The organism is Fastidiosipila sanguinis (genome assembly GCF_002998295.1).
In the GTDB taxonomy this organism is placed as follows: Bacteria; Bacillota; Clostridia; order Saccharofermentanales; family Fastidiosipilaceae; genus Fastidiosipila; species Fastidiosipila sanguinis.
The window spans coordinates 55,931-78,944 of the sequence record NZ_CP027226.1 but is presented as its reverse complement, the minus strand read 5'-3'; the positions used below and the strand labels follow the sequence as shown (position 1 = coordinate 78,944).

At 32.3% G+C, this 23,014-nt stretch carries 14 protein-coding genes; 2 read left to right on the top strand and 12 right to left on the bottom strand.

The window, feature by feature from the left end; genetic code table 11:
* Window positions 1–148: 148 nt before the first annotated feature.
* From C5Q98_RS00250 to C5Q98_RS00195, 12 genes are all read right to left on the bottom strand, one after another.
* On the bottom strand, window positions 149–2,887 hold the full coding sequence (locus tag C5Q98_RS00250) for a glycoside hydrolase family 3 protein (protein ID WP_106011742.1): 2,739 nt from the start codon (window positions 2,885–2,887) through the stop codon (window positions 149–151).
* The gene (locus C5Q98_RS00245; RefSeq protein ID WP_106011741.1) at window positions 2,865–6,329 is read right to left on the bottom strand and encodes a glycoside hydrolase family 2 TIM barrel-domain containing protein; all 3,465 of its coding nucleotides are present in this window, start codon (window positions 6,327–6,329) and stop codon (window positions 2,865–2,867) included. The genes C5Q98_RS00250 and C5Q98_RS00245 overlap by 23 nt, the downstream gene beginning before the upstream one ends.
* Before the next feature lie 12 nt (window positions 6,330–6,341).
* On the bottom strand, window positions 6,342–8,672 hold the full coding sequence (yicI, locus tag C5Q98_RS00240) for an alpha-xylosidase (protein ID WP_106011740.1): 2,331 nt from the start codon (window positions 8,670–8,672) through the stop codon (window positions 6,342–6,344).
* A 91-nt stretch (window positions 8,673–8,763) separates the two neighbouring features.
* Window positions 8,764–10,473: an extracellular solute-binding protein gene (locus C5Q98_RS00235; protein WP_106011739.1), complete on the bottom strand. Its 1,710-nt coding sequence runs from the start codon at window positions 10,471–10,473 to the stop codon at window positions 8,764–8,766.
* Between the two features lie 88 nt (window positions 10,474–10,561).
* Window positions 10,562–11,491: a carbohydrate ABC transporter permease gene (locus C5Q98_RS00230; RefSeq protein ID WP_106011738.1), complete on the bottom strand. Its 930-nt coding sequence runs from the start codon at window positions 11,489–11,491 to the stop codon at window positions 10,562–10,564.
* Window positions 11,491–12,444, bottom strand: a complete 954-nt coding sequence (locus C5Q98_RS00225; protein WP_242967377.1) for an ABC transporter permease — start codon at window positions 12,442–12,444, stop codon at window positions 11,491–11,493. The genes C5Q98_RS00230 and C5Q98_RS00225 overlap by 1 nt, the downstream gene beginning before the upstream one ends.
* A gap of 108 nt (window positions 12,445–12,552) precedes the next feature.
* Window positions 12,553–14,055, bottom strand: coding sequence for a response regulator transcription factor (locus C5Q98_RS00220; protein WP_106011737.1), 1,503 nt, complete (start codon window positions 14,053–14,055; stop codon window positions 12,553–12,555).
* 9 nt (window positions 14,056–14,064) lie between these two features.
* Window positions 14,065–15,837, bottom strand: a complete 1,773-nt coding sequence (locus C5Q98_RS00215; protein WP_106011736.1) for a sensor histidine kinase — start codon at window positions 15,835–15,837, stop codon at window positions 14,065–14,067.
* 2 nt (window positions 15,838–15,839) lie between these two features.
* Window positions 15,840–17,297, bottom strand: coding sequence for a xylulokinase (gene xylB / locus C5Q98_RS00210; protein WP_106011735.1), 1,458 nt, complete (start codon window positions 17,295–17,297; stop codon window positions 15,840–15,842).
* Between the two features lie 25 nt (window positions 17,298–17,322).
* On the bottom strand, window positions 17,323–18,651 hold the full coding sequence (gene xylA / locus C5Q98_RS00205) for a xylose isomerase (RefSeq protein ID WP_106011734.1): 1,329 nt from the start codon (window positions 18,649–18,651) through the stop codon (window positions 17,323–17,325).
* A gap of 162 nt (window positions 18,652–18,813) precedes the next feature.
* A complete protein-coding gene (locus C5Q98_RS00200) occupies window positions 18,814–19,749 on the bottom strand; it encodes a helix-turn-helix domain-containing protein (RefSeq protein ID WP_106011733.1) in 936 nt (311 codons plus the stop codon).
* 70 nt (window positions 19,750–19,819) lie between these two features.
* Entirely contained in the window at window positions 19,820–20,941 is a 1,122-nt protein-coding gene (locus C5Q98_RS00195) for a phosphotransferase enzyme family protein (RefSeq protein ID WP_106011732.1), read from the bottom strand.
* Between the two features lie 265 nt (window positions 20,942–21,206).
* Here C5Q98_RS00195 and C5Q98_RS00190 point away from each other — a divergent pair, with 265 nt between their 5' ends.
* Window positions 21,207–22,268: a methionine ABC transporter ATP-binding protein gene (locus C5Q98_RS00190; RefSeq protein ID WP_106011731.1), complete on the top strand. Its 1,062-nt coding sequence runs from the start codon at window positions 21,207–21,209 to the stop codon at window positions 22,266–22,268.
* A 36-nt stretch (window positions 22,269–22,304) separates the two neighbouring features.
* A complete protein-coding gene (locus tag C5Q98_RS00185; RefSeq protein WP_106011730.1) occupies window positions 22,305–23,003 on the top strand; it encodes a methionine ABC transporter permease in 699 nt (232 codons plus the stop codon).
* The last annotated feature ends 11 nt before the right edge of the window (window positions 23,004–23,014 follow it).

Sequence of the window (23,014 nt, the reverse complement as noted above, 5' to 3'; positions counted from 1 at the left end):
TATTAATTAAATTATAGCTAATTTTTAGGCTAAATTCTTAGTATTTTAACTTAAAACAAAAAGGTTTTTAAATTAAAAAGGCACCGATTAACTTAAAAAATTAATGGTGCCTAATTGAATAGAATCAATTCTTTATTTTTAACTATAACTACCTGTTCTTTTCCTCAAGTAGCACCAGTTCCGCTGAGTTTATTTTGATTCCTGATTCTGCAAAATGCATGTCTACAACATTAAGCAAGTTTTGTCTGAGGTCCAACCTAATATTCTCTTGTTTTCTTTCACTTCCTACAAAGTTGATAGTTCTCTCTGGTACATTGTTAATTGATAAAGCAATATTAGTTTGAGCTACATCTTTTGCCGTACTTGTTGCATCTAATCTCAATTCAAATATTCCAGAGGTGTGATTTTCTATCAGCAATTGGATTGTGTATCCTATATCTGTGCTTAAGTCGGCTAAATTAATATCGACTTTTTCCTTATCTTGATAGACATCTACAACTTGAATCTTATCACTATTAGACTCTGGTTCATTCTGAACCTCTACACTAAGTGGGTGAATTGCTTGAGAGTATTTTATAATTACATTTAATATATTCTTAGCATTTCTTACCAACTCAGATCTATTGATCTCAGCTTTGCCAGAAACTTCTAATACTTTTTCTAAGCTTACCCTATCTGCACTAGGTGTAACCATGAACAAATCATTTTGAGCTCTAATCATAGGAAGGACATTCTCTTTATTACTGCTTGAGTAAGGCTTGTCATTAAGCTCTGCCCACCAGTCAGTCATGACAACTCCATCATAACCCCACTCATCTCTTAAAATAGCAGTATTGAGGTCGTAGTTAGATGCTGCATGTAATCCATTTATATAATTATATGAAGTCATGATACTTTGAGCATTACCAGATCGTACAATATATTCAAATGGTTTAAGATATATTTCTCTAGCTGCTCTCTCAGAAACTACAGAGTCTGAATTAACTCTCTCATATTCTTGATTATTCAGGGCAAAATGCTTGACTGTTCCGAGAACATTATATTTTTTCATACCTATCAATTGACTATCTGCTATAACACCTGTCAATAGTGGATCTTCTGAAAAATATTCAAAATTTCGTCCACATAATGCATATCTATGAATATTCATTCCTGGGCCTAACAGTGAATCTATATTATTTTTTCTACATTCTAGACCTACAAATTCAAATAATTCTTGATTTATTTCAGGGTTAAAACTAGCTGCTAAGCATGTACCATTAGGTATACTAAATGCCATACTTCCATTATCCATACGAATACCAGATGGGCCATCAGCACAAGCATAAAGAAGTATACCAGCTTCTAACAATCTCTCTGTAACACCACCAAATGCTCCTGCAATACCTGCAGTTACACCTATAGGTCCCATACCGTTTCCATACGACATTTGTAAAAGATCTTCATCTGAGAATTGAGCAATAAACTCATCTAAATCAACCTCACCACTGATAACATCAGTCAGTTTAAACTCAGCATCAGTTTGTTTTATATCGCTTTCTAAGACAGGGACTTCAGCATATCCTCTGTTAGGAACATCTTCATAGTCTAGCTCTAAACCATTCTCAGCTTTAACTACTTTCACTCTTTTGAAACTTATTTGTGGCGATAGACGTGAAGTAAGTTGCTCTAATACAATTGTGTCTTCTAAGAATATATTCTCAATATCTTTTGCGCTTCTAACATCAAATCCAGCACTTATTTTATACTCACCTGCTTCTAAAATATAGCAAGATTCAGTATCAGAATTTAATCTATCGTCATATGACTTAAGATCTCGTAGATCAATATTTATATTAACATCTTCACTTTTACCTGCTGGAATTTCACTAGTTTTCTTAAATGCAATTAATTCACGTATTGGATTACCTAATCCCCCTTGCGGTTTACTTCCATAAACTTGTACTACAGTTTTACCAGACTGATTTCCTATATTATTAACTCTTACTTGTAGATTAATATCATAATTATCAGCTTTAGGATTTACATTTACTAAACTATCTAAGACTTCAAATTCAAACTCAGTGTAAGACAATCCATACCCAAATGGATAAAGAACATTTTCTTGGTCTAGTGTTTCAAAGTATCTATAGCCAACATAAATATCTTCTTCGTATAGATTTTCTTCTACTCTTCCAAAATATTTGAAAGCTGGATGGCGCTTTATGTCACGTAATACTGTGTCCGGTAATTTACCTGAAGGATTAACATCTCCAGACAGTACATCTACTACGCTATGGCCTGTTTCTGAACCACCTTGCCATGCAAATACAATTGCATCAGCTTGTACTTCTTCTTGCCAGCTTAAATCTATAACATTTCCAGAATTCACTACAACAACTAAATTTTTGAAATGTTTACGCAAATCTTTTATTATTTTCAACTCTTTTTCTGATAAATAATAAGAACCTTTATCAAGTGTAAAATCTTTGTCCTCACCTGCTGTTCTTCCTATTACAAATATTGCTGTATCAATATTTTCAGAAGTTTCTTTTAAGAGATCTTCACATAAATCCATTTCTTTTTGACTAAAAGGTGTTTGGGCCCAACCTTGTCCCTTATCAAAAGGATTTTCTTTAATCCAATTTCTATAGGTTTCGTCTACCTTCTCAGCCAAAGTGTATTTCTCTTTCAACCCTTCATTAATGCTAACAACATAAGGGACATTAACTAAACCACCAGATCCTGTACCACAATAAATCGTATCGTACTGTGTTCTACCAAATACAGCGATTTCTTGATCTACAAGAGGCAAAACATTATTGCTATTTTCTAAGAGGACAATGCCCTCTGCCCCTGCTTCTCTAGCTTTCTGTGCATATTTTTTATAATCTAATACCACTGCCATTATTATCTCCTTCTTCTTTGAACCTTATCGATTCTAGTGTCATATTTGAGCCCGGCATAAATACCAATTCAACCTTGTATTTGCCAGATTTATTGTTAATATTGAAACTTTGTTCTTCTATTTCGTCACTTTGTTTAAATTCTATCAGCTCAATAGTTTTCTGTGTTTCAATTCCCTGATTCTGTTCTTCTAACATATCGATTCCTGGAGTCATTACTACTCTAATAGTATTTATTGTTAAAGGTGTCGAACCTTTAATTATTATCTTATTTGCTCCTCCATTGTCAAAGTTAAACTTACCTAAGTCTATTGAAACATTATTACCGATATTTTCAATACGTTTATCCTTTACGGTAAAATCATCTCCATATATGGATACTCTTTGGTCCATAGTAACTTCCTGATAAGAATTATGACTAAATTCAAACCCTTGCAAAGTTCCTCTGCCATTAACTTCTATACTTAATACATCACCAGTATTTACTTTTTCCCATAAATTTAAATCATATTCTTGGAAAGTTTGCCAAACACTTTTCTTAGTAATTGTATCTTGGAAAATTAATCTTCTGTTTTGGTCATTCGGTAAGCCTTTGTAAATTTTAAATTCCGTATCATCATTATAAGAAAAGTGGGAAATTTTCATAACATTCGAGCTCTGACCAGCAAAGTCTAAATTACTATATGCAATCCAGTTACTTCCATCAGAAGTCAATGACATACCACCTTCTCTTCCAGTAATCACAGTGTCTGAAAAGTGATTTGCCAATACAGCATATGTAAAATTATATGGGTCAAGTTGTAAATCTCCAAAGCCGTCAGCAACAAATCTAACTTGTGAAATAATCTGAGGTATGAGTTTATCATTATTTGCCATGGCTCTAATATAGAATTCTCCGTCAGCATGGACCTCAAATTTCACTATATTTTTAACTTCATCAACTTCTATGATCTTGGCATTTTCAATTTCTACTCCATTAACATCTGTTACGAACCAATCTATTGAATTAACACTAGCATTCTCAGGGTAAACTCTGAACTTAACGCTAACATCCTTTAATGGTGCCTGAATGAGTCTAGATCCTTGGTACTCTATTTCTATTTTTCTTATATATTCGTGCTCCAGAATATTTTCATCTACAACTGTAGAAGGTTTAATTATGCTTTTTTCATTATCTAAACCAGAAACACTACATGTATGAGTGGCACTACTTAAATTAACTGCACTGAATTCTACTTTAATATCTTCTTGAGCCGTAGCTTGTACAATAGCAAGTAACTTACCGGAGAAAAGTCTTCTCACATTACCTCTATATTGATCATAATCAGTACTATCGCCATTATCTAAACCAATTAGCTGACCTCCGCCAGATACAGTTACTTCTATTAAATTATTAGCATTAGCTACTTCTATACCATTTTCATCAACTAAGGTAATTTCATAAAATATCAGATCACCTATTTTTGCAGATGATTTTGATGAATTAACTGATATTGATTTTGCATCGCTAAAACTAGAATTTCTCACTCTCTTAAGCTCATTGCCAGATTCATCATAAGCAATTACTTCAATAAATCCTGGAGTGAAATCTACTTTCCATCTAGCAGAGAAATTACCTTCTTTCGGGTTAAGATTCTGTGAGCCAATTAAATTTCCATTATGATAGAGTTCAAGTTTATGTGCATTTGACACAGCCACCACATCAATTTCTTGACCTGGATTAAAATCCCAATATGGAGCTAAATGTAAAACTATTTCTTCTCTGGGATCTGTCCAAGCTGCTTTGTAATGATAAAAACTATCCTTCTCAAATCCTGCAGTATCAATTACTCCAAAATATGAATTCTTAGTATCATATGGTGTTGGTTCTCCAATATAATCAAAACCTGTCCAAATAAATTGTCCTAATATATATGGATGTTTAGCCTGTTCTTCAAAAAGAAAATCAAAATTTGGTGCACCCCAACTAGTATTACTATTACCAAAACTTGAGCATTGTTTATCTTTATCTGTAAGTATATTTTTCTCATAAGGGAATCTATATATTCCTCTACTATTAACTATTGAAGCTGTTTCTGCACCATACATAATCCAGTCAGGATATTGCAAATGTTGTTCTTTGTAAATTGATTCTGAATAATTGTATCCAACAACATCAAGCTCTTTTGCACAATCTTGTGTAGGCTCCCAATACAAGAAATTACTACCAAATGTTACTTTTGCGTTTGATCTTGGATCATACTTTTTAACTGCTTCAACTAATTTTTTTGTAACAAGTTTGGCTTCTGGATTTACATGAGTATCAAAAATTTCATTCCCTATTGACCACATTATTAAACTTGGATGATTGCGGTCTCTTTTTACCATTGCTTCGATATCTTTTTCAAACCAAGAATCAAAAAATCTAGCATAATCAAATTCAGTTTTTGGTTTCTGCCACATATCAAAAGCTTCATCAATTACCATCAAGCCATATTTATCACAAAGATCTATATATTCTGGCGCTGGTGGATTATGTGAAAATCTTATGGCATTCGCACCCATGTCTTTAAGTTTAATTACTTGACGTTCAGCTGCATCTTTATTAAAGGCAGATCCTAATAAACCAAGATCATGATGCATGCACACTCCCTTGATCAAAGTTTTCTCACCATTTAAAAGCAAACCTCTGTCACTAGTAAATTCAAGGGATCTAAAGCCAATTTGTTCTTGTACTTCATCAATTACTTGCCCATTTTCTAACAACTGAATTTTAAAATTATAAAGTTCTGGTGTCTTGGTAGACCATAGTTTAACATTATCCAAATTTATTATTTCATTAGTTGTGGACTCTGCCTTTGTTTCAAAATTAGCTAAAGACTCATTACTATACTTATCACTTATATCAATTTTTAACTTTAGTTCTGAATTACTATTCCTTATACCGTTAATTTCTACAGAAAATTCAAGTTCTGCATTTTTCTCATTTGAATCAACAATGGAACTTATATACAAAGATTGAGGTACAAAATGAGTTTTCGTCTTTTTCAGCAAATAAACATCTCTATAAATACCTGCCCCACTATACCAACGTGAATTTGGATGCATATGTTTAACAGTGACATCTATTCTGTTTAATCCATTAACTAAATATTGACTAGCATCAAAATAAAAACTTGTATAACCATACTTCCACTCAAAAGCTTTATTCCCATTAATATAGATTTCAGAATCCATATATATGCCATTGAAGTGCAAGTAATAGACATCATCAGCTTCTATATTTAAATTAATCTCTTTTCTATAGAAACCAATAGTATTATCGTATAAATTATTGACATCAAAGATCAGCCAATCATGTGGGAGATTAACTATCTCCCACATGTTTTCATTTGGCTTATTAACTAAATCATCATTGAAGGTTTGTTTCTGAAACAACCAATCATTGTTAAGAGTCTTTCTCATCGTTACCTACCATTATAGTTTTATAGTAAATTCTTTCTCTTCAGCATTTTCATTATAAATTTTATCTTTTATATAAACGGGAGCTGTTTTACCCTCGAAACTCACCTTAGCTTCAGTACCATCTTCTGATAATTCTAGATTTAAAACACTCAATAACTCATTGTTATCATAAACTTCAACCTTTTGGTTTATATTAATATTGAATATCTCAAATGCTAAATCATCAGCAAACTCACTGGTAAAGTCTTTATTAACCTCATCATTCTCAGTTTTTCTGATTGGGATTATGCTGTTTTCTTTAACCCAAATTGGCAAACTAAAGTAATCTTCTTTTGTATTAATCCATTTACCATCTTCTATATCTAGTTCTTCACCTGTAATAAAATGAGTCCATTTACCTGCTGGTAGATATACACTTGAAATTCCTTCTTCATTAAATACAGGAGCAACTATAATTGAATCACCAAATAAATATTGCTTGTCAAGGTAGCGCACATTCTTATCATCTAAATAATCAAATATCATAGCTCTAGTCATTGGCACACCAGTATTATGTGTCTTAACTGCTTGACTATAAATATATGGCATTAATTTCATCTTTAATTTAGTGAAATACCTTACTACATCAACAGCTTCATCATCATAATTCCAAGGAACTCTATATGAAGTAGATCCATGCAGCCTACTATGTGTCGATAGTAGTCCAAACGCTGCCCATCTCTTATATACATCTGCTGTAGATTTATCTTCGAAACCTCCAATATCATGACTCCAGAATCCAAATCCACTTGCAGTTAAGGATAAACCACCTCTTAAACTCTCTGCCATTGAAGGATAATTTGACCAACAGTCTCCTCCCCAGTGAACTGGGAATTGTTGCCCTCCGACTGTTGCTGATCTTGCAAATAATACTGCTTCATTCTTACCTTTAACTTCCTCTAAAAGTTCAAATACAGTCTTATTAAACAAATATGTATAGTAGTTATGCATTTTTTTAGGATTTGCACCATTGTGATATACAACATCAGTAGGAATTCTTTCACCAAAGTCTGTCTTGAAAGAATCGATTCCCATGTCTAATAATTTCCTTAGTCCAGATTTATACCACTCAACTGCTTCTGGATTAGTAAAGTCGACTATGGCCATACCCGGTTGCCACATATCCCATTGCCATACATCACCATTCTCTCGCTTCAAGAAATAACCATTTTTGACACCTTCATCAAAAATTTCAGACGCCTGACCAACATAAGGATTAATCCAAACACAAGTTTTAATATTTTTATCATGAATTTTCTTTATCATTTTTTCTGGTTCTGGGAACTTATTTTTATCCCAAACGAAACTTGTCCAATGGAATTCTTTCATCCAACTTGTATCAAAATGGAAAACTGACAATGGAATCTCTCTCTCAATCATTCCATCAATAAAATGCATTACTGTTTCTTCATCATACTTTGTAGTAAAAGATGTAGATAACCAAAGTCCAAATGACCATTGTGGTGGTAATGCAGGTTTACCTGTCATATCTGTATATCTCTTAACAATATCTTTGAGATCTGGTCCGTTAAAGAAGAAGTAATCTAATTCTTCTCCAGGAACTGATAATGCTATCTTAGAAACATTCTCGGTTGCGATCTCGAACTCAACTTTATCAGAGTTATTTACAAGAAGTCCATAACCCTTAGATGAAAGATAGAATGGTATTGACTTATAACTTTGGTCTGTACTTGTACCGCCATCTTCATTCCAAATTTCTACAGTTTGTCCATTTTTTACGAAAGGAGTAAACTTCTCACCAAATCCATAAAATGTCTCATCAATATCTATACCAAATTGACTACGGAAGAAGTTTGTTCCAGGTTTGTGATCATTATAGTAGTCTCCTTGCCAATCAGTTTTTACGTAAGCAAGATCATCACCTTTTGAGGTAGCAAGAATTTCACCATCTCGGCAAAAACTAATACTTGCATCATTTTTATTAATTTTAAATGTTAAACTACCACTGCTTACACTAAACTCATTTTCAGTTTCATCATAATCAATACCTTTTTTATTATTTAAGTTCAACTCAAAATTAGGACCATGGTTAATTTCACCTCTATAATGAATTGCTCTCAATCTAATAACTTCTTCGGCAGGTATACTAACTCTAATCTCCAGAACAACACCACCAAGAGTATCTCCATTATGGTTAATTCTTGTACTTGGAGTTAGGAAAACTAGCTCTTCTATTTCCTCTCCTGCTACTACAGATTTTTCAATTTTTGTTTCCCAAATATGTTTACCTGAGAAATATTTAACACCTTCTTTTTGAAGCCACTGTCCATTTTGAAATCTCATATACTCTCCTTTTTTTATAAAAGGCTACAAATGTAATTTTTGTAGCCTTTTGTGATCAAAGAACTTTCAAGTTCAATTTTTATTTTTTAATTTAATTACCTGCTTGAGCAGCTGCAATTTTATCTGCAAGAATCTCTGAAACCATTTCGCCAGCTTCTTCTACTCCTATTTGCTCAAATTTCTTTAACATGGCGTCATAATTAGCATCGAAATTATCTGGTGAGTCTAGTATCATTGCTACTAAGTCTGCCCAGGCGACTTCATCTAACTGATTAACAATTGCTGTTACATCGGTAGGTAAATTCAAGGTCCATAGTGGTGGATAATCAGGAATTTCAAACTCATCAGGTTGTGGGAATATTTCAGGAATTGTTTCAACTCCCCAAGCTTTTACAGCTGCTTTCTCTGCCTCATTATAATCTTCTATGAATTTTTCTTTACTTGACATAATAACTGGGTTTCCAGTTTCATCTAAATATGTATTTGGTTGAGCTGGGAATGGGTAGTTATGTCTTCCTATACCTGTTTTCTTACCATAATCTGGATCTGTTTCTGCCATCTCTTTGTGTTTTTCTGTAACAACACGTTTTCCATTCTCGTCATATTCCCAATATTCGCCTTCAATACCCCATTGAACTAATACTTGTCCTTCATCTGAAGCAATATAATCAAGGAATTTAATAAGTTTAACTGGATCTTCTGCTGTTTTTGAAATGGATATACCATAACCATTTATACCAGGGTATAGAAGTGTTGCATTCTTTTGACCTTTTTCCATATTAAGTGGTAATGGAGCATATGTTTGAGAATACTTCTTATCAACTTCCAGAATATTTGTAGCATCTTGGAAATCCCAGAATTGATCTGTTAGTGCTAAGACTCTACCTGATGCTATTTTTGCAACGTAGTCCTCATGTGTTTTAGTAGCAAACTGTGGATCCAAGATTCCTTCTTGGTACATTCTATTTAGCCATCTCATATATTCTTTAATCTTAGGTGATAAGAATTTATAATATGCTTTATTATTCTCATCGACTATCCATTGACCATTATCTTGGTGAGCTTCTGCAATGAATCCTGCTGGATTACCTAAAGTAATTAACCATTGCCAGTCAGCTACTGAAATAGATAAACCTATATAATTTTCACCTTCTGGTGTTTTTGGATTTTCTGCTAGGAAGTCCTTAATCATTTTTTCAAACTCTGCTAAATCTTCAGGGATCTTATAATCATTAGCTTCCAAGACTTGGAATTGCATTAATGCTGATCCTGAAGTATCTAATGGAGTATTAGGGCCTGCTGCTGCAGATGTGAGCTCGTATATAGCTGGATCATCTTTAGAGAATCTAAGTCTATCAAGCTGATCACCATACATTTTTTTAATATTAGGTGCATGTTCTTCGATTAATGGAGCTAAGTCAATCAAAGCACCTGCTTCAATAAGAGCACCTGTATCACCTTTTGCTAATAACATATCTGGATAATTTTGTTCTGCAATCATCAGAGCTACAGACTCATCACTTTGACTGATTGGAACTGTAGTATTTAATTTAACACCAGTCTTTTCAGTAAGTTTTAGTGCTATTGGATCAGTCCAGTCATCTGCTGTACCATCTGCGTTATACCAATCTACTTCATATATTTCATCAGTATTACTCTCACTTGAATCTGTAGATTGATCTTTTGTTCCATCAGTTTTTTTACTATCACCACCAGATTGATTACATGCTACCAACCCTAGGGATAATACAATTGCTAATGAACTAGCTAATAGTTTTTTCAAACTTTTAATTTTTTTCATAGTTTAATTCCTTCCTTTCTTTAAACTATTTTTAATTTTTTGTTTGCAATTTTGTATGTGTAAATATATTTATTTAATTATTATCTGCTTAATTCTTAACTGCTCCGAGTGTTAATCCACCGACAAAGTATTTTTGTAAGAATGGGTAAACAACTAGAATTGGAACAGTTGCCACAATTGTTACTGCCATTCTTAATGACAATGGTGAAACTGCGTTCTTAAGTTGTTCAGCTGCTTCTTGTGAGTGTGGATCAATTTTCATTTGAGCCTTTTGTGTAATTTCATAAAGAATATACTGGAGAGTTGGTAAGTTCTTGGCATACAAATATGTATCCATAAAGCTATTCCATTGACCTACTGCTATAAAGAGAGCAACTGTTGCTAATACCGGAGTAGACAATGGGAAAATAATTCTAAACCAAATATAGAAGTCACCCGCTCCGTCAACTCTAGCTGCCTCTTGTAATGAGTAAGGTATACTAGAATTTATATATGATCTAATTAATATAACATTCCAGACTGAGATCAAACCTGGGATAATATAAACCCAGAAATTTCCGCCTAAATTTAATCCTCTAACAATTAAAAGATAACTTGGGATCAATCCACCACTAACATACATTGTTATAACAGCGAATATATTGAATCCTTTTCTAAAGACAAAATCTTTTCGACTTAATACATATGAGAACATTGAAGTTGCCAATAAGCTTAGTCCTGTACCTATAACCGTTCTACTTACAGAAGTAATAAATGGTGTCATTAAGTTATTTTCACTAAACAAATGCACATAGTTCCTAACGGTAAATACTCTTGGGAAGAGCATATTAACGTTACGCATTGTATCAATTGGATCATTAAATGATATAGCTAAAACATTCAAAAATGGTACCAATGTTACTACAAGGACGAATAGACAAATTACTGCCAAAACTACATCAAAAATCTCTGGTCTATTTGGATTACTATTTTTAACTTTTTTACTATTAGTATTTGTTTTTATATCTGCTCGTGCCATTAAATTACTCCTTCCTGTCCCATACGTTTAACTGACCAGTTTGCAAGAGTCAAGAGAATAACACTAACTAAAGATTGAGCTATACCAATAGCTGTTCCTAGTCCATAATTATTATTCCCTATACCTCTTAGATATGAGAACCAAGAAATAACCATTGTGTGATCTTGGATTAATGGGTTACTTAAGAGCATTTGACGTTCCATACTTACGTTCAATGTACCACCAACTGCCATAATTAAAATTACTGATAATGTTGGTAATATTCCTGGTAGAGTAATATATCTAATTCTTTGGAATCTATTAGCACCATCTATCATAGCAGCTTCATAAAGACCCCTATCTATACCTGCCATGGCTGAAAGATAAATAATTGTATCCCAACCACATTCTTTCCAAATATTAATAAAGGTTATAACAAACCATATTCTTGGTGAATTTTCGGACATTAAATGCAATTCATTATTAAACATAGTGTCTAATACACCACCATCATTCAAAAAGTTTTTAGCAATACTTGCGATAATAACCCAGGAAACGAAGTGTGGTAAATAAGAAATTGTTTGAGTAAATTTCTTTAATTTATTAAATCTAATTTCATGAATGATTACTGCCAAACCAACTGAAAAAATTGTCTGGAAAACTAAACCTAGCAAACTAACAGCCAAGGTATTTCTGAGAGTTGGGAGAAACATCCTATCATTAAATGCTTTTTTAAAATTATCAAAACCAACAAATTCCCATTCGTTAAGTGGCAAAGAGAATGTAGCCGGCTTGACTTTAAAGAAAGCCATAACCCAACCCATTAAAGGGACATAACAAAAAACAAATAACCAAATAATAAATGGAACAGACATAAGCAATAATACTTTTTGCTGACCCATTTTATGTAATGTCTTTCTAAAACCTGAACGTTTAGGTTTATTTTTAGCATCTTCTTGACTAACAGTACCCAAAACTCTCACCTCCGCTTTAATAGTTTAATTATATGGGGTGAAGAAAGTATTTCTACCGTTAAATCTTGAGCATTTTAACCTTAAAAATGTATATTTTGTGTTTTTTCATTAAAATTTATAGTCTTTTGGAGACACACCATACTTTTTCTTGAATTTACTACTGTAAGAATCAGGATTATAAAAACCAACTTTTCTAGCAACTTCATAAATCTTATTATTCGATTGTTTCAAATAAACTAAACTTTTTTCCAGTCTAACATCATCTAAATATTTTGAGAAACTTTTTCCTGTTTCTTGTTTAAATAATCGGCCAAAATAGTTAGCATTGTAATTTAATTTTCCTGCTACTTCATCCAAATTTATATATGAATTATAGTTTGTTTTAATAATAAATATCGCCCTACTAACAGCACTATTATTTAATTGTCCTGACATTTCTTCAGAATGTTGAACTTGACTTCTTAATTTTAGCAAATCAGATGTAAAAATATTTAAAAGATCTTCAAATTTTTTTGTTTGCAGGTAATCATTTTTGGTTTGAGTTAGATCAACAGCAAAATTTATATTTTTTACTAGTTCAATATATAGTTCAAGCAAATAATATTTAATTTCAGTTTCTTCGGGGAAACTACTCAATGCTTGATTTTTTATTATTTGAACCAGATTAAATATATCCTCTTTGTCACCAAAAAATACATATTCCCGCACATCATCTAAGTCAATACTTTTCTGAGAAGTATTTTCGGCAATAATATCTTTAAATGATGGTATATAAGAAGTGTTAAAAAGAAAACTTCGACTTAATAAATATTTAGCAACTTCATATGAATAGCGCAAATCTTCCCATCTATATATTTTGTGGCCTAATGCAATCGGCAACTCGATTACCTTATCTGACAAGCGGCTTCTATACTCTCCTAACTCTTCCAATATTTTCCAATCAGGTTTATCAAAAATTATATGAATATAAATATCATCATTTTTTAAGCCAAACCCTGATTCATTTGGACTATTTTCTGCAAAAATATTGAAAAATTCGTCTCTGTCTTCACCTGGATTAGTTAAGGTATCTTTTATTAAGAGAACATTTGCTTCCCTACCCAAACTATTAAAGTTGTCTGTCAATTCGGCAGATAATTCATCATCTTCAATAGCAATATTCAACATGGATTGTTTGTAAAACTCACTCAAACGATGTTTGCTATTATCCAGATCTTTTTGTTTTTTTATACGCTCATTATCAAGCTCTTTTTTGATCTGGATTACTTCTTTTTCTAGAACTTTCTCGTCTATTGGTACTAGCACATATGCATCAACATTGTATTTTATAGCCTGTTGAGCATAGGAAAATTCAGAGTGCGCTGAAATAATGATAATGTGACAATCTTTATTTAAAGATCTTATCCTCTCAATTAATTCAATTCCATTCATTTTAGGCATGCGAATATCTATGAGAGCTAAATCTACTTGATGGTTTTCAATCAAGTTTAAACCACCTTCTCCGTTCCTAGCAGTTCCCACTAACTCAAATCCCAACTTTTCCCAATCTAAAAGTAATTGAACACCTTCTCGTATGAGGGGTTCATCATCAACAATAATATATTTATACATATTAGAACCTTATTTTTCTTCCTCAAATCTTTTAGGTATTAAAATATAGACTTCTGTTCCTACACCTGTTTCACTCAAAATTTTCAAACCATATTTTTCACCATATCTATATTTAATACGTTGATGGACATTTTTTAATCCTATATGTCTACCGTCCTCTGTAGACTTATCAAGATCTTCATTTAATTTGTACAATATTTCCGGTTTTATACCTGGACCATTATCTTTAATTCTAATCACTAAATCATCATTAAGTTCGTAAGCTTTGACAGATATATGTCCATTTTCTTCTAGTTCTTCTATAGCATAGGTCATCGCATTTTCAATTATTGGTTGAAGGATAAAAGGATCTAAAAGACAATTTTCTAATCCACTATTAATTTCTACATTAAATGTAAATCTATCTTGATATCTTATTTTTTGTATTGATAAATAATAATCATTGGCATTAAGAGCTTCTTGCAAAGTAACATCAGTTCTTCCTGATGCCAAAGCATAGTGCATTAGCTTGGATAAATTTTTGACAATCTCTTCTATTTCTTTTTGCTCGTTTTTCAATGCCAGCATCCTAATACTTTCTAATGTGTTGTATAGAAAATGTGGATTTATCTGCATTCTCAACATTTTTGCTTCTGCTTCTATTTTTTGAGTTTGAAATTTCTCTGCTTTTACCATTGAGTTTTGTATATCATAATTCATATTTTGCATTCTTAAAATAATGCCTTCCAAATAGTAATATAATTTTCCCCATTCGTTTTTTGTATTTAGATCAACCATACTTGTGCTAGGCTCTAATGTTTTACCAATAGCAATTTTTTCAACTCTATTTTTAAAATCTTTGAATTGTCTATCAATTTGTATGGTTAAATATGAAATTATTGCTAAAGAAAATACAACAATAAAGAAAAGCATTTTATAGAAATTATATGTTTGGCTATTAATACCTCTAAGTATATGGTTATAAGGAGATACTATCACTATATCAATAGGACTCATATTTCTTGGCAAGTTCAATCTTGACTTACTTAGGAGAAATTTTTCCTCATTGATATTTATTGTGTCAGAAAACTTTTGAGAATCATTATCAATGTCATTTAATACTGAGATTAATTCATTTTTTTGCTTTAATTTTAAATCATTATTATTTGTATAAAGAAGAAATTTTCCATCCCTAAAAAGGTAAACATTAGAATCGGTACTTCTAAATATTTCATCTAATCTGTCTTCAACTATTTCCATAGAAACAACTAACATAGACTTCCCTGAGAAATTTATTCTTCGAGTAAGACTTAATGAAGTTTTAGTATAATTATCTTTGGGAATGATTGATAAATTTATAGGATACTTAGATTGATAAATTTCATCATACCATTGTTGTTTTTTTATTTCTTCATCTATCACATTAAAAAGTGAATTACTGACCAAACTCTGATTTTCCAAATAAAACTCAATACTTGATACATATTTGGAATTTAGTACCCTTATTCTTTTATCATTATCATAAGCCAAGAAATCTCTAGCTTGATCAATATATTTATCATAATTCTTAAGTGCAATTTGCCCTAGATCTTCATCTAGAGCAAAATTCTTAGATATATCATTTAATTTATATAACAGGTCTGTTGTTTGTCTATCAAAACTATCAAGCTGACTAATGTCATTTTTTTGTGCAGTATCAATCGCATACTCACGTGTGTCTCTAATTAAATAAAGACTAAACAAAATTAAAGGAATAGAACATGCCAATAAGCACATTAAAAAAATCTTGTTAGTTAACTTCAAACTTACCTCTCATAAAATTCTTTCAACAATGGATATAGTTTCTTGTAATTATTATAAGACAATCTATATTTTTTAACTATATCTGTTTGAGGCTTAATTGTATTAGTAACTTTATCAAATTTTCCAAAGGCAGTTTTAAGATCAGGGAATACTCCTGAACCTACTCCAGCAAGCAAAACTGCTCCTAGAGCCGGGCCTTCTTCAATCTCTCTTTCTTGAATCTCAACATTCAAAACATTTGCAAGTATCTGTTTCCAAAGTTTACTCTTTGCTCCACCGCCACTTATTCCAGATACCTTAACATCTAGACCTTTTTTTCTTGCTATCTCTAAGCAATCATTTAATGCAAATGCTACACCTTCCAGAACTGCAACACTCATATCTGTTCTACTTGTATTTTTTGACAAACCTAAAAAAGCTCCTCTTACATTAACATCATTATGAGGAGATCTTTCTCCTACTAGATGTGGCATAAAATACACTTCATTCTCACCAAGATTAATTTCTCCTGAAATATCATAACTATTAGTCTCAAGTATATCTTTTATCCACCAATCATTAGCAGAAGCTGCTGATAGAATTACTCCCATCAGATGAAACTTTCCACTTGCATGAGCAAAACTATGTAATTCACTATCTTCTAGTGCAATAAAACTATCACTTGCAATGAAAATAGTTCCTGAAGTCCCTATCGATATATTGCATTGAAAATTATCAATTGTACCTGTTCCTACAGCAGCTGCAGCATTATCACCTGCTCCAGGTGTCACGATACAACTAGAAGAAAGACCTAGCTCTATTGCAAGTTCATTTTTAACGGTGCCAATGTTATCAAAACTTTCATGTAGACTTGGAATTTGCTCTGAGTTTATCCCACACAAATTAAGCATAAACTCAGACCAGCATTTATTCTTAACATCTAACAAGAGCATTCCAGAAGCATCGGAAAAATCAGTAACAAATTCACCCGTCAATCTATAAACTAGATAATCCTTTGGAAGCATAATTTTATCAATTTTGGCAAACAATTCAGGTTCATTATTCTTCATCCAAAGAATTTTTGGAGCAGTGAATCCTGCATATGCTATGTTACCTGTTTCAGAAATAAGCTTTTCTTTGCCAATAGTATTATTTAAATATTGTACTTCTTCGCCTGTTCTAGTGTCATTCCACAAGATAGCATTGCGGATGATATTATCATCTTTATCTAAAGTTACCAATCCATGCATTTGTCCGGAGAAAGATATTCCAACGACTTTGGTAATATCAAACTTTTTAGCTATCTTTGTTAATACATCTAAAAAAGCTTCCCACCAATCGTTAGGGTCTTGCTCGACCCACCCTTTTCTCTCCATATATAATGGATATTTTGCACTCTCTATAGCTAAAATATGACCTGACTCTTCTGCTAATATAGCTTTTAGCGAAGAAGTACCTAAATCAATACCTAATAAATACATATTGCTCTTTCACTCTTTAAATTTATTACTCTTGAGTAAATAATATCTGATTCAATACTGCTTCTAAATATTCTTGTCTACCACTTCCTGGATTCTCAAACTCATCTAATCCTTCGATATATTCTGCTAATTCAACGAGGTTTGTCTCTCCATCAACAATCTTTTTACCAATTCCTTTAGAGAAACTAGAATATCTATCTTTTACAAACTCATCTATTCTACCATCTTCAATAATTCTAGCCGCTTTTATCAGACCTAGAGCGAATGCATCCATACCTAAAACAAATCCTAAGAAAATATCTTCATATGTATTTGAAGCTCTTCTATTCTTAGAGTCAAAGTTTAATCCACCATTTGTGAATCCACCAGCACGTAAAACTTCAAGCATGCCTAAAGTTGTTGCATAAACATCGCTAGGGAATGAGTCAGTATCCCAACCTAATAGTGGATCACCCTGGTTAGCATCTACAGAACCAAATGCATTATTAATATTTGCAATTCTTAGTTCATGTTCAAATGTATGACCTGCTAAAGTTGCGTGGTTTGCTTCAATATTTAAGAAAACATCATCTTGTAAATTATATTTTTGAATAAACTGAATTGCTGTGGCAGCATCGAAATCATATTGATGTTTCATTGGTTCTTGTGCTTTAGGCTCAATATAGAAATCACCTTTGTATCCAATACTCCTTGCATACTCAATCGCCATCTTCATAAATCTAGCCATATTATCTTGCTCTAAAGCAACATCAGTATTCAATAGTGTTTCATAACCTTCTCGTCCACCCCAGAATACATAACCTGAACCACCAAGTTTAACTGTTAATTCTATTGATTTTTTAGCTTTTGTTGCAGCATATGCGAAAACATCAGCTGAATTTGCTGTTCCAGCACCATTCATAAATATTGGATCGTTAAATAGATTAGTTGTTCCCCAAAGTAATTTAATACCTGTCTCTTGCATTTTCTCTAACATGTAATCAGTAACTTCATCTAAGTTCTTATTAGTTTCAGCTAAAGTTTTACCTTGTGGAGCAATGTCAACGTCATGGAAGCAGAAATATTCCATACCTAGTTTTTGCATTATCTCAAATGCTGCATCAACTCTCGCTAAAGCATGCTTCATTGTTCCAACTTCACCAGTACCATAATCTTTTTTAATAGTTGGATCTCCAAAGATATCTTTACCATCTCCATTCATTGCATGCCACCAAGCAAGTGAAAATTTAAGGTGTTCTTTCATTGGCTTTCCTAAAATTTCTCTCTCAGCATCATAAAATTTAAAAGCATATTTATTTGTACTTGTAGGACCTTCAAACTCTACTTTTGGTATATTAGTAAAAAATTCTGACATTATTCTCAACCTCCATAAATATCATCTATACTTCCATTGTCTACGTTAGAAAAGATTTTTAAAGGGTAAAATTGATTTTATTTTAAGGTAAATTTGTCTTAAAAATAAAATTTGTAGAACCGTACAATTTTATTACACTAAAAATGTGCAAGCTGACAAGAGTTATGAGAAAAATTCAAGTGCATCAGTAAAGCTTAATATATTTTCAATATCATTCTCCTTACTCAATTCTTTGGAATTAAACCTATCTATATTATTTAGATTTGCATAATTATCTCTATATTCACTAGCTGTTACATTAAGTTTTTCTTTGAATAAATCTTGCATATAACGGAGGTCTGTAAATCCAGATTCATATGCAACTTCAGTCAAAGAAATTCGTTCATTTTTTAATAAACTCTTTGCTTCTTCAAATCTTAAGTTTCTAATATGTTCTTGGAAACTTATCCCCATTTGATTTTTAACAAATCTAGACGCGTATGATAAAGATAAGTCTTCCGATTCAGCAAATTCTGACAACGATACACTGTGTTTATAATTATCATTACAAAATCTAAGAAAATTATTTAATCTAGCTAAATTCTTATCATTAGAAGCTTGTTGCTTATCTTCTACAAATCTATAATTTACTGTCTTTAGCAGCTCAAATATAAATTGATAAAAAACACCTATCACATCAAATTTTAAATTAGTATCGCTATCTTCAAAATATACTCTAGCTAAATTGCTTATACTATCAACTACATTATTGTATTTATTTTCAGCTTGTAAATTTAAAACTCTTTCATTAAATAAAATAATTTCTTTACTATGTAGGACGCTTGAAAAAACACTCTCTTTAAATTGAATAAATAGAAAAACTGCATCTTCTAATTTTGTTCTAATCTCGTGCAACTCATTTGGGTTCACTAATATAAGATCGCCTTTGATCAGATTATATTCATTACCAGAAACTATAAATTCACTTTCACCTTCTAAAACCAAACCTAACTCATAATCAAGATGTAAGTGCGGAGTAACATAACTAATCTCATTTACAAATATTTTGAGATTAGGAATTCTATCATAAATTATATTTTCAATATTTCTCTCGCTCATCTAACACACCTAATTTTTAATACTTAGCTAATACACCTATAAACTTAAGTTTGACCTACTTTTCTACTCATCATGCGAAACAATTTTCAACAATTTCTAACATTTGTTCCCAGACATTTTCCATTTCTCTAACTAATTTAAATTGAGTTCTACATCTATCTAAATTATGTGTAGGCCTATCTTTCTTCACACTAAAATAAACATCTCCATCAAGATAGTCTGTCAAAAATCTAATTCCACATTCAAGCGTCATTAACTTCGCACCCCAAGGCAAGGATCTAATCTCAGCCTCGCTAAGAGTCCCCTTGTTAGTTTCAGCATAACCTTTGGTGTACACCTCGAATAAATTGAGATCGAATTTAACCTTGGATAAATCTTGTTCATCCTCCGCAGCAGTATTGGCACCAAATCTTATGGAATCGCCGAAGTCATAAGCGCACAAACCAGGCATTACAGTATCAAGATCAATTACACAAATACCTTTGTCAGTTTCTTTGTCAAATAAGATATTATTGAGTTTGGTGTCATTATGTGTGACCTTTAAAGGAAGTGTACCGTTGTTTAATTGTTCGACAAGGACTTTGCAATCTGCAACACGTTCTTCTACGAAGCTTAGCTCTTCCGCCACTTCTTTAACCCTATCCATCTTGTCCGCTTCTACAGATTTCTTTAGCTTATTCAAACGATCTACTGTGTTGTGGAAGTTTTTTATTGTTTCATAAAGTTCCTCTGCTGGGAAATCGGCTAATAAAGCTTGGAATTTACCAAAAGTTCTGGCACTCTCGTAAAATTGCTCTGCATTTTCTACTTTAGATAAATAATATGTGCCTTCAACGAAATCGTATAGTCTCCAATTTTCAGAATTAGAATCGGTGAAATATAGTTGACCTGCTTTTGTGTGGATGAGATTCATTGCTTCTCTACTTGCATTTCCACCAGCTGCTTTTATTTTATCTTGCAAAAAAGATGTCACTTTGTTTATGTTTTGCATAAGCTGATCAGGTTCTTTGAAAGCTACTGAACTTAATCTTTGAAGTATGTATCTTTTGACATCTCCAGATTCTAATTGTGTATATACACAGAATGTATCGTTTATATGTCCATCACCGTATCTAACTGCTCCTACTAATTCTCCTTCTATAGGAAAAGCAGCAATTGCCTCAGATAAGTTTACCTCTGCTTCTACTCTCATAATCTACACCCCATTTTTTGAGTTATTATATGCTTAATTTTATCATTGAATAAAAACTATATGTAATAAAAGATATTATTTCTTAATGTAAGTTAAAAAATTTTCCAACTTTTTATTCAAATATTACTCCCAAGCACTTGCAAACAGTGTAGTTTTTCATATATAATTGTCTGAAATTTCTTTGGAGAAGTCCCAAGAAATAATAGTAAAGGGTTTTAGCATGGTTAGGTATGATATTTAGAAATTATTAAATTTAGGAGCAGATATGATTAAGCTAAAAAATGTATCAGTACATTTTCCAAAAGTAGAGAACGATTCTCAAAATGAGAAAGACAAAGTTTTGCATGCAGTTAATGATGTAAGTTTGGATATTAAGTCTGGAGAAATCTATGGAATTGTTGGATATTCTGGTGCAGGGAAAAGTACGCTTTTACGTGTTATTAATCAGCTGCAAAAACAAAACTCTGGACAGGTTTTCATTAATGAACAAGAAATTTCCAATTTAAGTAACAAAGAATTAAGCCAAGTTCGCAAGAAAATCGGCATGATTTTCCAACACTTTAACCTACTTAAACAGTTGACCGTTGCCGAAAATATAGCATTTCCTTTGAAACAAAGCAAAATGAGCAAGGCAGAAATAGATGCAAAAGTTGATGAATTGCTTGAGCTCGTAGGGTTAAGCAGTCACAAAAATTTTTATCCTGTACAGCTTTCTGGTGGACAAAGACAAAGAGTCTCTATTGCTAGAGCACTTGCTAACGATCCTGAAATACTTTTATCTGATGAAGCAACTAGTGCTCTCGATCCCAAGACTACTGAATCAATCTTAGATCTACTAAGAGAAATAAACAGAAAAACTGGTATCACAATAGTTCTAATAACTCACGAAATGTCAGTTATCAAAGATATTTGTGACCGAGTTGCTGTAATGCAGAATGGAGAGGTTATCGAAGAAGGTAAGGTATTTGATGTATTTACTAATCCTCAAACTGATCTTAGCAAGGAATTTATCCAGTCCGCAAGTTCCACAGAGCAAGGTTTGGCCAAGCTTTTAGCAAGACCAGAACTTATGGATATTAACGCTAATGATAAACTTATACGTATAGACTTTGCCGGTGGTAGTGCCAAAGAGCCTTTGATTGCTAAACTTGCAAGTAAATATGATGTTTCTCTAAGTATTCTCTTTGGTAACATTGAAATCATTCAGGATAAGCCTGTAGGTACTTTGCTCGTATCACTTTCTGGTTCTAGTGCTAATCTAGAAGAAGCTCTGAACTACTTCACTTCTGAGAATATTAGTTTCAAAGAAATTAACTTATTCAACTAATACATAAAACAACTGAGAAAAGAAAGAGATAAGAAAATGCAAAACCTTTATCAATTTTTAGAACAAATTATTCCTAATGTTATTAAAATACCTGGAGAACTAATCCAAGCGAGTTTAGAAACTATCTTTATGACCTTAGTTACTGCACTAATAGCTTTCCCATTAGGCTTAGGCTTAGGTGTATTACTAGTTTTAACCATGCCTGGAGGTATAAAGGAAAACCCTAGCCTTTATAAGTTTTTGGACAAAATTGTAAATATCTTCCGCTCTATACCATTTGTAATTTTGATCGCTTTGCTAGTTGGTGTAACAAGATTAATTGTAGGTAGATCTACAGGTACTTTGGCAACCATAGTTCCATTGGTAGTTTCTACAATACCGTTCTATGCTAGACAAATTCAAAACACTCTAATTCTCTTGGATAAAAATGTCATCGAAGCTGCTCAGAGTATGGGACTAAGCACAAATCAAATCGTGTTTAAGGTATATATCAAAGAAGCTTTGCCAGATATCATCAGAACCTCAGCTGTTTCTTTAATTAGTGTAATTGGTTTGACTGCAATGGCCGGAACAGTGGCTGGTGGTGGTTTAGGAGACTTAGCAATTACCCGAGGATATAACAGACATCACCACGATGTCACAATTGTTGCAACCATTTTGATATTGTTAATAGTTTTTGTAATTCAAGTTTTAGCTGACAAGATAGCTGATAAAATTGATCATTCAAAAAAATAATAGAATGATAA

Excerpts from the sequence above, each read along its gene's own strand:
- yicI (WP_106011740.1), bottom strand. The coding sequence starts at position 8,672 with ATGAGATTTCAAAATGGACAGTGGCTTCAAAAAGAAGGTGTTAAATAT.
- C5Q98_RS00190 (WP_106011731.1), top strand. The coding sequence starts at position 21,207 with ATGATTAAGCTAAAAAATGTATCAGTACATTTTCCAAAAGTAGAGAAC.
- xylA (WP_106011734.1), bottom strand. The coding sequence starts at position 18,651 with ATGTCAGAATTTTTTACTAATATACCAAAAGTAGAGTTTGAAGGTCCT.
- C5Q98_RS00185 (WP_106011730.1), top strand. The coding sequence starts at position 22,305 with ATGCAAAACCTTTATCAATTTTTAGAACAAATTATTCCTAATGTTATT.
- C5Q98_RS00250 (WP_106011742.1), bottom strand. The coding sequence starts at position 2,887 with ATGGCAGTGGTATTAGATTATAAAAAATATGCACAGAAAGCTAGAGAA.
- C5Q98_RS00200 (WP_106011733.1), bottom strand. The coding sequence starts at position 19,749 with ATGAGCGAGAGAAATATTGAAAATATAATTTATGATAGAATTCCTAAT.
- C5Q98_RS00195 (WP_106011732.1), bottom strand. The coding sequence starts at position 20,941 with ATGAGAGTAGAAGCAGAGGTAAACTTATCTGAGGCAATTGCTGCTTTT.
- C5Q98_RS00245 (WP_106011741.1), bottom strand. The coding sequence starts at position 6,329 with ATGAGAAAGACTCTTAACAATGATTGGTTGTTTCAGAAACAAACCTTC.
- C5Q98_RS00220 (WP_106011737.1), bottom strand. The coding sequence starts at position 14,055 with ATGTATAAATATATTATTGTTGATGATGAACCCCTCATACGAGAAGGT.
- xylB (WP_106011735.1), bottom strand. The coding sequence starts at position 17,297 with ATGTATTTATTAGGTATTGATTTAGGTACTTCTTCGCTAAAAGCTATA.
- C5Q98_RS00235 (WP_106011739.1), bottom strand. The coding sequence starts at position 10,473 with ATGAAAAAAATTAAAAGTTTGAAAAAACTATTAGCTAGTTCATTAGCA.
- C5Q98_RS00230 (WP_106011738.1), bottom strand. The coding sequence starts at position 11,491 with ATGGCACGAGCAGATATAAAAACAAATACTAATAGTAAAAAAGTTAAA.